This window comes from Mycobacterium genavense ATCC 51234 (assembly GCF_000526915.1).
GTDB lineage: Bacteria > Actinomycetota > Actinomycetes > Mycobacteriales > Mycobacteriaceae > Mycobacterium > Mycobacterium genavense.
This window is the reverse complement of the sequence record NZ_JAGZ01000004.1, coordinates 238,524-251,388: the sequence shown is the minus strand read 5'-3', so window position 1 is coordinate 251,388 and position 12,865 is coordinate 238,524. Positions and strand designations below refer to the sequence as shown.

General features: G+C 62.8%; 9 protein-coding genes. 3 read left to right on the top strand and 6 right to left on the bottom strand.

The window, feature by feature from the left end:
- Positions 1-94: 94 nt before the first annotated feature.
- Positions 95-1,903, top strand: a complete 1,809-nt coding sequence (locus T428_RS0111480; RefSeq protein ID WP_425412030.1) for a cytochrome c oxidase assembly protein — start codon at positions 95-97, stop codon at positions 1,901-1,903.
- A gap of 18 nt (positions 1,904-1,921) precedes the next feature.
- On the opposite strand, the gene T428_RS0111475 is transcribed toward T428_RS0111480, so the two are convergent.
- The 6 genes from T428_RS0111475 to T428_RS0111450 form a co-directional block, all read right to left on the bottom strand.
- Positions 1,922-6,133 carry an AMP-binding protein gene (locus T428_RS0111475; protein WP_025736592.1) on the bottom strand — a complete coding sequence of 1,404 codons (4,212 nt, stop codon included), beginning with the start codon at positions 6,131-6,133 and terminating at the stop codon, positions 1,922-1,924.
- On the bottom strand, positions 6,120-6,365 hold the full coding sequence (locus tag T428_RS0111470; RefSeq protein ID WP_025736591.1) for an acyl carrier protein: 246 nt from the start codon (positions 6,363-6,365) through the stop codon (positions 6,120-6,122). The genes T428_RS0111475 and T428_RS0111470 overlap by 14 nt, the downstream gene beginning before the upstream one ends.
- Positions 6,358-7,950 (bottom strand): fatty acid--CoA ligase FadD10, encoded by a 1,593-nt coding sequence (gene fadD10 / locus T428_RS0111465; protein ID WP_025736590.1) that lies wholly within the window; start codon positions 7,948-7,950, stop codon positions 6,358-6,360. The genes T428_RS0111470 and fadD10 overlap by 8 nt, the downstream gene beginning before the upstream one ends.
- Before the next feature lie 28 nt (positions 7,951-7,978).
- A complete protein-coding gene (locus T428_RS0111460; protein WP_025736589.1) occupies positions 7,979-8,542 on the bottom strand; it encodes an FcoT family thioesterase in 564 nt (187 codons plus the stop codon).
- Positions 8,539-9,408, bottom strand: coding sequence for a (3R)-3-[(carboxymethyl)amino]fatty acid oxygenase/decarboxylase (gene scoE / locus T428_RS0111455; RefSeq protein WP_025736588.1), 870 nt, complete (start codon positions 9,406-9,408; stop codon positions 8,539-8,541). Before scoE ends, T428_RS0111460 begins: the two co-directional genes overlap by 4 nt.
- Before the next feature lie 181 nt (positions 9,409-9,589).
- The gene (locus T428_RS0111450; protein ID WP_025736587.1) at positions 9,590-11,026 is read right to left on the bottom strand and encodes a PPE family protein; all 1,437 of its coding nucleotides are present in this window, start codon (positions 11,024-11,026) and stop codon (positions 9,590-9,592) included.
- A gap of 292 nt (positions 11,027-11,318) precedes the next feature.
- Here T428_RS0111450 and T428_RS0111445 point away from each other — a divergent pair, with 292 nt between their 5' ends.
- Both T428_RS0111445 and T428_RS34445 read left to right on the top strand, forming a co-directional pair.
- On the top strand, positions 11,319-12,128 hold the full coding sequence (locus tag T428_RS0111445; RefSeq protein ID WP_025736586.1) for a class I SAM-dependent methyltransferase: 810 nt from the start codon (positions 11,319-11,321) through the stop codon (positions 12,126-12,128).
- 198 nt (positions 12,129-12,326) lie between these two features.
- Positions 12,327-12,677, top strand: a complete 351-nt coding sequence (locus T428_RS34445; RefSeq protein ID WP_425412024.1) for a heavy-metal-associated domain-containing protein — start codon at positions 12,327-12,329, stop codon at positions 12,675-12,677.
- Positions 12,678-12,865 lie beyond the last annotated feature (188 nt).

The following is a 12,865-nucleotide window of genomic DNA, read 5'->3' as shown; positions in this document are numbered from 1 at the left end:
CGCGGGTGTGGCGGGGTTGGCGGGTCTGGCGTGGTTCGGGCTCACCTCGAGCAGGCGCGCCTATGAAGCGTCGGGCGAAGCGTATCCGGGAACCATGACCGCCGTGGCCGAGCCGGTTGGCTATTTCATCGCGACATTGGCCGGCGCTATCTGCTTGGGCGGGCTGCTTTACATCGTTATCGTTGCGTGCCCCGACCCGGACGGCGTGATCGACGAGCGAGCGTTCCGGGCACAGCTGCTGGTGGGGCGAACCTCGGTGATGTGGACGCTCAGCGCGGGAGCCATGGTCGGCATACAGGCTGCTAGCAGTGCGGGAGTGCCGGCGACCCGGCTGCTGGGCAGCGCGGTCGTCGAGGACGCGATCGCGGCTTCCGAGACGTCGCGCGCCTGGACCCTGGTTGCCCTGGTTGCCGCGATTACGGCAGTCGGGTTGCGGCTATCGGTGCGCTGGGTGACGCAGGTCGTCCTCCTGATACCCGTGCTCATCGGGGTAGTCGCCCTGCCGGTCAGCGGTAATGCGGGGCAAGGACCCGATCACGACTACGGGACAAGCACGGCCATTGTGTGCGCGGTTGCGCTCGCGTCCTTGACCGGTCTAAAGGCGGCTTCGGTAATCAGTCCCCCCGCCAAACGGCTGGCGCGCCGTGTGCTGATCGCCGAAATAGTGTGTGGGGCAGTGGCAGTCGTTTACGGGGCGATGCTGCTGTCGATGTTGGCGGGACCGGAAGCTATAGCCGGGACGGCTTTCGGGCGCGCAGGCACAGCGGCTACAGCGGTGTTGGTGTTTGTGTGGTTGGCCGACGTCGCGGCGCTTAGGCGGTCGCAGACCGCGGCCGTCCACAACACACTCGGCGCACCGGCGATGATCGCGGTGGTCGCGCTGGCCTCATCGATGGCGACGCAGACCGCGCCGCGGCTTCTGGCGCATCGGTTCACCACGTGGGACGTCTTCCTCGGGTACGTATTGCCTTATCCACCAAGCGTTTTCGCGATTCTGACCGTGTGGAGGTTCGATACGTTCATAGGCGTCGGTGCACTGACGATGGCTGCGGCTTACACGCTCGGATTTGTCCGTTTGCGCCGCCGCGGTGATAGCTGGCCGCTGGGACGCCTCGTGGCGTGGCTGACCGGCTGCCTGGTGTTGGTATTCGTCAGCAGTTCCGGTGCGAAGGCCTACGGGTCGGCGATGTTCAGCGTTCACATGGCCGAGCACATGGTGCTGAACATGTTCATCCCGGTCCTGCTCGTGCTGGGAGGCCCCGTGACCTTAGCGTTGCGCGCGTTGAAGCCGGCAGCCGACGGCCAACCACCTGGTCCGAGGGAATGGCTGCTGCGGCTGGTCCACTCGAAGGTGACCGCGTTCCTTGCCCACCCCATCATCGCGTTCGTCCTGTTTGTCGCCTCGCTGTATATCGTCTATTTCACCCCGCTCTTCAATAGCTTGGTCCGATACCACTGGGGCCACGAACTGATGAGCGTGCACTTCCTGCTGGTCGGATACCTGTTTTTCTGGAGCATTATCGGCATCGATCCCGGACCACGGAAGTTACCGTTTCTGGGTCGGCTGGGGCTGCTTTTCGCGGTGATGCCGTTCCATGCGTTCTTCGGAATCGCGATCATGACGACGACCTCGGTCATCGGCGAAAAGTTCTACCGCTCCGTCGGATTACCCTGGCTGGCCAGTCTCAACGGTGACCAGCATCTGGGCGGAGCGATCGCGTGGGGGTCTAGCGAGCTGCCGGTGGTGTTGGTGGTCGTTGCCCTGGTGGCGCAGTGGGCGCGCGAAGATCGTCGGGCCGCGTCCCGGTCGGATCGGCATGTCGATTCCGGCTACGTTGACGACGATCTCGAGGCCTACAACGCGATGCTGCGCGAGCTGTTGTCCCGCGGCCGGCGACAGTAGACGGACTGCCGCAGATTGCTAGCCGACTCCGCGGGAGGCCGGTGCAGCGAATTGGGTATGGAGTACGGTCCGCACCGACTGCGGTTTCGCGACGAGCTCGGCGACGGATTCGACACCGACTGCGATGGTCGGGTAAGCCGCGAGATAGTCCGCGTAACTGCGGTTGCCGAGTCGTGTCCCCAGGGTGATCCAGGCGTCGATCACCGCCCACCGCCGTGGATTTCGCTTAGCCCAGTCGCTTTGATCCAGCCGCTGCTTCCACTCAAAGGGATCGAGTTGGTCGCGGGCGTACTCGCCGAGAAGCTCAGCATACGGCACCGCCTCACCACGCACCACGGTGATCCCGCGTCCCAGACCGGCCGATCCCGACGACTCGGGCAGCAGGCCCAGGATGGCCTCCGCAACAGCCTGACCGGTGGTGACCTCTTCAATCAGAGCCACGGAAGGAAAGGCCCCCAATGCTTTACAGGCATCAGCGACCGAAACCAGGATGTCTGAGGAAGCACGCATCTGGTGGGCGTGGCCAAGCACACGGGGCAGGCGCGCGATCGTGAAGTCGAGTTCGCCCGGCGCGGCGGCCACGACTAGTTCCGCAAGCGCTTTGGATGCCACATAAGGGTAGGGCGCCTCACGAGGATCGGTAACCCGCGGTACGGCTGCGTCCGCATTGACGACAAACGTGGACAAATGCACCAACCTCGTCGCCCGGCTCGTGCACACCTCGGCGATTGTCGAAGCGAGTTCGAGGTTGGCGGGCCGGAGTTCACGGTAAGGCACGAGCACGTTGGTATTGCCGACGCAGTTGACGACGGTTCGCGCACCCGTGACGCGGATCATCTTTTCCAGTTCCGCAGGTCCGAGACGGGAGAGTTGTTCGATCCGAACACCATGGATACTCGCGAGGTCAACCCACGGATTGTGTTCAGGGAGAGGTGATCTCGTGACCAGAACTACTTCAGGCCGCAATGCTCCGGACTTTTTCAGGTCCAGGACCGCCTGCGCGAATCCCGTTCCGAGGATTCCCGAAGCACCCAGCACGACGATCGAGCCTTCACCTGCCGGTTGGAGACGCGAGGCCGCAGCCGAGCGTGCATGTCGGATCGAACCAAGATCGCGGTCTATCTCGGCCACTGCGCCGACGTCCATCCAGCAGTCGCCCGTCGGCCCGGTGTCGGCCAGATCAGAGACCAGGTTGGCGGCGGTGTCTGCACTGATCAAATCCAGTAGCGAGATTTGCCGACCGAGATAGTCGCGGGTATCGGGAAGGATCCTGATCAGATCCAGCGATCCGGTCCCCTCGGCGAGAAGCGATGAGTCTGGCCTGATCTCGCTCGCGAGGTGTCGACTCCAAATTGCGGCGAGCCCGGCCGCTTGCTGGCCCGCCTCCGCATCGCTTCCGACTGCATCCACACGTTGCGGGATCGTCGGCAGCTTGTCACTGTCGATGTTTCCGTTCGACTTCCTTGGGATATGCGGCACGCCGACAACGAAAAACGAGGACACACCCAGACTTTTAAGGATGTGTTTGATCCGTGCGACTGCGCCCGCATCCTCAGCGGCCGCACGGGTCAGTCGGGTTTCGAACCACACCCCGAGGCTCCCGTTGTGCAACTCGACGGCAACATCGGCTACCGCAGGTCCCGCGGCGATACGCGCCGTCACCTCAGCCGTGTCGACACGCTTACCGGAGACCTTGACGATGGCGTCTTTGCGTCCAGCAAAGACTGGAAACCCTTCGGCGTCAAGGGCTGTGCGGTCGGAAGTGGCGAAGGCACGGTGTCGTGCGCCGTCCCGGGTGGTCACGGTGCCGAAGCCACGGTCGTCGCTACCGAGGTAGCCGGAAGAGACCAGTTCCCCGACGATCACGACTTCTCCGAACGCGATGAAGACAGAGCCCGGGACGACAGGCCGGCCGAGCCGAAGCCGAGTGCCGTCGCTAACGGTCACCCCGTCGCGGGCGATCGGCAGATAGGTGACGACGACCGTGGTCTCGGTCGGACCGTAGGTTGAAATCAGCGAGATACCTTGTGCAGCACCCGAATCAACCCACTTGTCCACCGCGCTGGAACGGATGGCCTCACCGCCGATCACGATCTGCCGGAGACGGGAGCCGCGGATCGCCTCAATCGCGTCGCGGTCCTCGCACAACAGGTGCCAAACGGCGGTCGGCAGGTCGACGACCGTCGCCCTGGTGGCGACGAGGTCTCCGGCGAGCGCGTCAAGGGCGCCGGTTTTCATGGAAGTCGTTCGGACCAGCTCCGAACCACCGAGCGCACTCACGAAGATCTCCTCGACGCTGATGTCCGAAGTCAGCGGTGCGCATTGCAGAACGATGTCCTTTCTCCCCCACCCATAAGCTTGCCTGGCCGCAGCACAGAACAGTGCTAATGATGCATGAGAGATGCGGACTAACTTGGGATTACCGGTCGATCCCGAGGTCGGCATGATGTAGGCCGTCTTGGTGCCGAGCTGGTTGTCGCGCATCACCTGCTCGATGCGAGCACCCACGAGCCTTGCGAGCGCGTCGTCGAGCTGCCCCCCGATGCGGGCACCGGCCACATCGACCGAGTGCGCCGAATATCGTCCATCGTGACCCGCGATGGCTTCGGCCCGCGCGGCAACGCCGTCGACGCGATCGCAGACGCTATAGCCGCAGCCCGCCAGGTGACATGCGATCAGCAAATCGATGGTCTTGTCCGTGTTGTCGTCGGCGAACACCAATACGTCGCCGGGCATGGCACCGCTCTGCACCAACCAGCCGAGCCAGGGATAGACGTAGCTGCGTTTGGCCAGAAACTCGTCGACGTCTCCTTCGCGGTCCACGAACCACGCCGGCGCCGGCCGCCGCCGCATTTCAGATTCCGACTCGGCTGGAGAGCAATCGCCTTCCGGGCTGACCTCAAGCCACTCGTCGACTGTCATGGCGATCGGGTGGTGCCACATCGTCGGAATGGCCTCCAGTGCCGCAGCGATCCGTTCGGCGACGCGCGAGGGTGTCTTTCGCGCGGGTAGATCTGCTCTGTGCCAGACGGCCAACTCGAGTGTGCGCAACTGTTCGTCTTGGACACACGCCACGGTCATGCCTTCGACCGGACCAATAGCCGTCGCAACAGGTGTTTCCGACAAGAAGGGGCGAAGTTGGGGAGCATAGGCCTCGCGGATGAAATTGAGCGTCAGAGCGTCGGCGTGAGACGTCCGGTTGATGGCCAAATACATTCTGCGGTGGTGTTCCTCGCGCAGCCACCGACGCCGCACCGCCCTCACATAACCCCGGTCCAGCGTTCGAACGACGTCTTGGACCGACGCGAATGCCGCAAACCGGACCGCGTGAGCAACCGAATTGACCAGGCAAGTAGCGACGTTGAGATCAGGATCACCGAACCGGTTATCCACTGCGTGAACCAGCAAGCTCTCCGTGCTCTGCCGAAGACTGGCGTCCACCGCCACCGCCGCGGCGGCCACCAGCACGTTGACCGGAACCTGCTCGGTCTCCGAAAGGCCGAGGAGCGCGTCGTACGCGCTACCGGAGATCCGGACCGACCCGCGCAGGACGCCTTTCACCGCAACACCGGGCGCGCCGTTCGGGCCCTGACCGGACCCGCCGTCGCGCGCCTCTTCCGCGAGCTCGCGCTGCACGGCGCCGGAGAGACGCTGGAGCGCTTCTGCCACCCGGGTCGCCTCACGGCGGTGCGCCTCGGCCAATTTGGTCAATCCCGCAGTGATACATGGATTCTCATCCGGCAGCCCGTCCCTGAGGTACCGGGCGAGATCAGCCTCGACGAGTCCCGTCGCGCCGCCGTCCAGCAGGATGTGATGGGTGTGGACGTCCAGGCCCGACACGTACCCCATCGCGTCAGTCCGCACCGTGTAGCGCACGAGCGGCTTACCGAGGATTCCAGCAGACCACGTTGCCGAGAGTTCATCGTGGCCAATCTGGGATTCATCCTCGGCCCGCACCCGCACCAGGTCGTCGCTACGCAAGCGCGGCACCAGATCCGGGTAGTCGACGTCGGTCGGTGGCGCCTCGAGGACACAGAGCTGCACGGGGTTGTTGAGTATCGTCGCTTGCAGGGCCGCTAGGAAACGCGACAATTCCAGCTGACAGAACCGATAGCTCTTGCCGACGAGATACAACGTGGGCTCGCCGTCCTGCACCACCCCGTGGTAGAGGTTCTGTTGAGACCTGCTCAACGGAACTCGAAACGCGCACCCCTCTTCAGGCGTGATCACGCGGGCCCTCGAGTTCGCGCACCCAGCCCCCGATCGAAAGGTTCTGCGCCAACCGGGATTGCAATGCGGATTCCGGGCTCACACCGAGCCGCTTCATCAGAAGAACGAACCGGACGGAATCCAGCCCTAAATCCCTGAGATCGGTCGAGTCGCCGTCGATCAGATCCGATTCGGCGATGTACAACACGTCACACACGGCGGCGAGGACTTGCTCCCTGAACGACTCAACCACGAACGGCCGCTTCAGCTGTCGCCATCGCCGCCGCCAATGAGGCCCGCATCACCTTGCCGGACTGCGTCCGCGGAATGCCCTCAGCGATCACAATTGTCGATGGCCGCGCGACCGACTCCGATTCGCGCCGGTACCGCGCTGCGATCCGTTGCTTGAGCTCGACCGACGCCGACTCGTCGAGCTCTGTCGTGGGAACCACCGCCAATCCCACGAGCGCCCCGAACTGCGCATCGGGTATCTCGTAACACGCGGCCTCACGCACGCCGGGCACGTCCTCCGCGATGCGGTCGACCTCGTTGGGCACGACGTTGACGCCACCGGAGATGATCATCTCCGAGGACCTTCCCTTGATGTAGAAGAAGCCGTCTTCCTGGCGCTCCAGCAAATCGCCGGTGTTCACCCATCCGTCGACCAGAACTTCCTGGGTGCGTTCGGGGTTGTCCCAATACCCCAACATGTTTGCCGGCGATTTGATCCATAGTGTGCCGAACGTCGCGGTAGCGGCAGCGCTCGGCACCGTCGGCCCACCGGCATTGCCGTCCGCCAGGTAGACCTCCACACCCGGATACGGGCGACCTACCGCGCCCGCCTCAATCTTGGCGATCGAGCCCGCATCGGTCGGCAAACACAAGGCGGTGCAACCTGTCTCGCTCAACCCATAAACCTGTATGGTGCGGACACCCGCCTCCTCGATGAACTGGATATCGGTGGCGACCGCCCGAGAACCCCCGTATCCCATGAGTTGTAGCGATGGAATTGTCGCGTTCGTGGCCTTCATTTCGGAGACGAGTTTCGAAATGAGAAACGGTACAAGGCATGTCGTTTCGACCGCATTCGTGTTGAGAATCTCCAACAGGGACGGTGAGTTCTCTCCGCCCGTGATACACAACCCGCCGTGCATCAAACAGGTGAGAATCCACCACAGCCCGCCGATGTGTGTTGCGGGCAGCGGCGAATAGGTGGTTTCGCCGGCGACCCAACGAATCCAGGTCAAACCCGACTTCCGCAACAAATCCGGAATCCCGGAAAAGGTGCGATTGGCCAGCAGCACACCCTTGGGTTCGCCCGTCGTACCGCTGGTGAAGACCATCGCCAGCGGATCGTCAGCGCCCAATTGCGGTGTGCCGGACAGCCAGTCGGCATCCAGAGGTCTAACCGTGTCGCCGACACCCGCCGCGATATCGACGGTGGTCGCCGGTATCGAGTGCAGAGCTTCGGGCAGATCCTCGAAACCGACTCGGCTCACAGGTGCGATGAGGATCGCACCCGGGTCCGTCAGCTCGCTGAAACGGCCGATGGTTGCTGGCGGAAGATTGCCGTCGGCCATGACCGCAATTGCCCCGAGCCGTGCACAGGCCAGCACCGAGAGGTAAGTCTCCGGGCCGTTGTCGGCAACGACGAGTACTCGGGAGCCCTGAGAAATAGACTGCCCGCGAAGAATCGCGGCGAACCTATCCACCTCCTCAACAACATCCGCGTATCGCAGCGCGCTGGTGCCATCACAGCGACGCAAGGCAATTGCCTCGGGCCGCTGCCGCGCTTGCTCGAACACCCGCTGCAGCACGGTGGGCGGTAACAAAGACATGGCTGTAAATCCTTTCTGCTGCAACGGGTTACGGGATGTTAAGGGCGGCCAGTTCGACCTCGCCGGATGCCGACCCACCGTCGTCGTCCCAAAACTCGATGGCGCACGGAATCAGCAAATAGCGCAGCGTTCGCTCGATGATCCGAAAGTCTTGGCACACCAACCGTGCGGAAAACTTCTGGGCATTGATCATCTTCTTGAATCGCGATGATTGGCTCTTGATCAACATGGCCGGCAGCTGGTTGTTAAAGAAGTTGGTCATCGAATAGCCGTCGACGATCGGGAGCTCCTGGTTGAGGACCACCGGGGCGAACGCGCTGTAGGCGAGCTGGTTAAAGCAGATCATCAGCTCGACCGCGTTGAAGTGTCCGGTGCTTCGGATGTAGGCCGAGTCATCGATCCTGAAATTTCCATGCGCAACAACGGCATCGCCGGTCGACGCGTACTCGGCGTCGAGGAGATAGCGGCATCCTTTGCAGGAGTAGGGCTCAAGGACCTGCCTGAGCAGTTCCTCCGCGATCGGAGTGGTGTTCGCGAGATCCGGGAATTCCCGCACCCTTCGCACGGTGGGTGTCAGGTCGGCGGGGCTCATGCGGCGTACCCCGGTGTCTTGAGGCCGTCCAGCATGGTCAGACGGTAGGTGGTCAGCGTCCCCTGTTGGGTGCCGTGCTTAGCCCGGTGCACAAGAACGCGGTTGTCCCACAGAATGATGTCGCCCACCTCGTAGTGCTGGGTATGTATGGTCGGCGCGAGGAAGTCGGGATCGGTTTGTCCCGTTGCATCCAGCAGGTCCTGCAGCACCGATGGGTCGAGCCGATTCCCGTCTTTGTCCTCGATGAAGGTGGTGCCGGTGACGCAGACGTAGAGGCTCTCTTTTCCGGTCTTCGGGTGTCTGATCACGGTCGGCCATTGAATCGGAGGCGTGGTCCGGGTGAATTCGGCCCAGACCTCACCAATGGGCTTGTGAACGTCGCTGGGGCGAATTTTGATGTACGGCCGAGGGTCGTGGGTGCTGAATGTTCCCCGAACCTGGTCCTGTTTGGCCACCGGAAGCGACTCCCACACCTTGTTGAGGTCGATGAAGTAGGTCCCGCGGCCGGGTCCTGGAACCGCAAGGGGGACAACCATACTGAACGCGATCGGTTCAGGCATGAACCCGTAGTCGATATGCCAGAACGCTCCGGTTCTCGGCACTCCATGGCCTTCCTCGGTGGAGGAAACAAAGATCTCTCGATGGTCCTTGTGGTGATACATGGGTTCGTAGTACGGCACGATGTCGCCGATGATATTTCCGAGTTCGATGAACTCTTCCGGCGTCGGATGAACATCCTTCAGAATCACGAGTTTATTCGTATAAACTACTTCTCGGATCTCATCTCTGGTTATGACATCGAGATTTTTAGGGTCCACTCCAATGACTTGCGCACCGAGGCCCTCGCCTTTCACGTTGAGCGTCATCGCGTTCTCTTTTCCTTTGACTCGCATTAATCGGCATTTCGGTCGGTCGTCAAACTGCTTGATTTCTGTCAGTTTCAGGTGCTCGGCATTGCCGGGCATTCCCGTCCACCTCGCGGTGACGAGAGGCGGAGCGCAACTAGCCCGTTTTTAGAGCGTCATTCAGGAGTAGTCGAACGGGTGACTAAAGGTTCCTCCTATTCGCCCCCGGTGGCTTGTCGGTGTCGGTTACCCAAGTGGCGGGAAGCAGCGGAATGGAAACGGTGTCGCTCGTGGTGCCGGAAGTGAGTCGGACGAGTCCCGTTGCGCCGTTCCCGGGCGACGGGATGGTGCCGGCAAAGCCGAAAAGTCCCGCGCCCTGCCCACTTGCGGGGTGGACGATGGGGTCGGTCGCGGCCGGCACGAGGTCGGCGCCGTCCATGGTCGCCTCGAGGAATTCGTCTCGGTACCCCCGCGCCCCGGCTCTGGCTGTGCTACGTCGTTTGCGAGGGGCTCGGGCGACCGAGGCGATTCCCGCCGCCGCCAGGGCTTCAGCCGGATCGGTTGCGACGTCGGGCGATTTCGCACCGGCCTTCGGACCGAAGCTGGCCCCGGGTGGCGCGAAGCCGGGCACCACGTACTCGACGCTGGGTGCGGCTGCGGGATTGCTTGCCGGAGCCGACGTTTCAGTCGCGAGATTGGTGGCAGGCGGGCCGGTGGCGGTGACGGATCCGACTGGCGCCGCCGCCGCTACCAAGTTCGGCTCGACCTGGTGGGGCCGCGGTTCGGCCGATGCCGGCTCGGCCGACGGCTCGTCGAGGCCCCAGTCGAAGTCGAAAAGGTCCTTCAGCAGCACCAGGGCACTCAGTGCGCTCAGGGCGGGAAGGAAAAATGGAAGCAGCAGGAGCGCATAGGAGGCGTAATACGGGTACCAAAGAACGTCATACAACAACAATGCAATGAAGGCTAGCAGAAGCGTCGTGATGGGATTGAAGCCGAGTCGTTGGAAGAACTCTTGAAAATATTTCAATGGATTGGCGATGAAATCCAGTATGTCCCTGAAGAGTTGAGCAATCGAATTCCATATGCTCTGCGGGCCACTTTGGATTTCGCGAGCCTGCGCGAAAAGAATGTCCGGCGCTGGCTGGCTGACCGGTATTGCGAGCGTCGATGCCTCGGCGATCGCCTGATATGCCGCCATTGTGTCGGCCGCCTGAACCCACATGCGGACGTAATCGGCCTCGTTGACGGCGATCGGGATGGTGTTGATCCCGAAGAAGTTCGTGGCGGTCAGAACGCCATGGGTCAGGTGGTTGGTTGCCAGCTCGGCCAGAGTGGGCATGGCGGCCAGCGCGCCGTCGTAGGCAGCGGCCGCAGTCTGGTGCAGTGCGGCGGTGATCGCGCTATCGACCGCGTTTTGCTCGAGCCACGCGAGGTAAGGGCCATGCGCCTCGACGTACTCGGCGGCGCTGGGCCCCTGCCAACTACCGGCCTCCACCGCGGCCAGCAGTTGAGTCAACTCGGCGGCCGCATCGGTGTAGTGAACGCTAAGCTCTTGCCACTGCGCGGCAGCGGCAAGCAACGACCCCGGACCATCCCCGGCGCTCAACAGAGCCGAGTACACCTCCGGCGGCATGGCCATTCATATCGGGGCGGTCACGATTGCCCTTTCGTCGCGTGCACAACAGCAACGATGTAGTCGGCGGGGGTGGGCGGAAAGTTCCCGCCGGGTCGAAAGATATGTGGTGAACAGTGGTTTGCTATGAAAACGACCAACTTCCGGCGCACTCTGTTCTGCGCAAACACGCAGCGGCGGGTGTTCCGTAGTGCACGGAAACCAGCGGAGTGGCGTGAAATGTGCGACGGCCGCTCGAGTCCTCAATGCCATCCGCCGCTGGGAGCTGCTATCGACTCTGCAGTATCATCCTGAATCCATGCCAGTCATCGATGCCCGTCATCTAGACGGCATATCCGAAACCGCGCTTCTCACACTGCATCAGCGAGCAACCGAGGCCGGCCGACCCGATGCGATCATCGCCGACCCGATGGCCATCGCGCTGCATCGGAGCCTCGACTACGAATACCGGCACTTCGGCCGCACCCACCAAGCAACTGCCTGGCGGGCTTTGGCATTCGACAGCGCCTCTCGTCAGTATCTGGACAGCTTCCCGCGGGCCACCGTGGTCGCGCTGGCAGAGGGCCTGCAGACCAGCTTCTGGCGACTCGACAATGGCGAGCTGACCTGGCTTTCGGTGGATCTGCCGGCGATCGTGCAGCTGCGCGAGCAGTTGCTTCCGGCTTCGAAACGGTTGCGCCACTGCGCCCAGTCGGCGTTGGACTACTCATGGATGGACCAAGTCGACGACACCAATGGCGTACTGATCACCGCCGAAGGACTACTGCAGTACCTGGAGCGTGACGTGGTATTCGACCTGATTGCGGCCTGCGCCAAGCGCTTTCCCGGCGGACAGCTGGTCTTCGACAGCGTCCCCTGGTTCGTGAGCGCGTTCTCGCAACGATTCGGCCTCAAGGTCAGCAAGCACTACACGGCGCCCCCGATGCCGTTCTGGTTTACCGCCAAGCAATATGGCGAGCTGCGCGCGATTCCCGGCATCAGCACGGTGCGGGAGCTGCCGGCGCCGCCCGGGCGCGGCACCTTGTTGTCGTGGGCTACTCAGAAGTTCTATCGCACACCTTGGCTCGCCGGGCTCCGGGCACCCACGACACTCGTCGAATTCGGCTGATCAGCGGGCAGTCAACTGACCCGCAAAACCGGCCGGATGCGATCGCTTCCTGCTGTCGGGCGCGGCAAACTTTCCGACGGCCCGAGGACACCGGACGGCCGCGATCCCTAATTTTGCCGGCCGGGGAACTATTCAGCCATCCTTGACGACTACTACGGCGGACAGCACGGCACAGAACAGGGACAGGAAGGACCGGCGTTGACGGAATTGGGTGTACCCGAGGCCGAGATCTCGGCTAACCGAAGGATTGAACTCGACGTCGACGGCATGTCGTGTGGAGCGTGCGCGCGTCGCGTCGAGGGCAAACTCAACAAGATCGACGGGGTGCACGCATCGGTCGATTTCGTCAGCCGGGTGGCAACCATCGAAGCGGACCGCGCGGTCGGCGTTTCCGAGTTCCGCGATGCGGTGCACAGCGCCGGCTATCGGGCCGAACTGCGCACCGAAAGCGGCGATCGCGTCGTCCACCAGAAACCCGGCCCGCTGCGCGGCGTCGTCGCGTTCATCGCACTGTTGACCCGCTGGCTGATCTCGCCGCTACATCGCTAACCGCGGTTTTCTGCTCCCACCAGAGGGTGGTGGGTGTGAGATTTCGCCCTGGTTCCAGTGCTGACTTCGGATCGCTCTGCGTTACCCCGACAAGGAAATCGAGATGAAAAATTTCATGTCCCGATGCATTGGGGAGGGCATCTGGGGAGCGCAAGGGCGGTCCGTTTGGTCGGGCCAGAACGACGAAT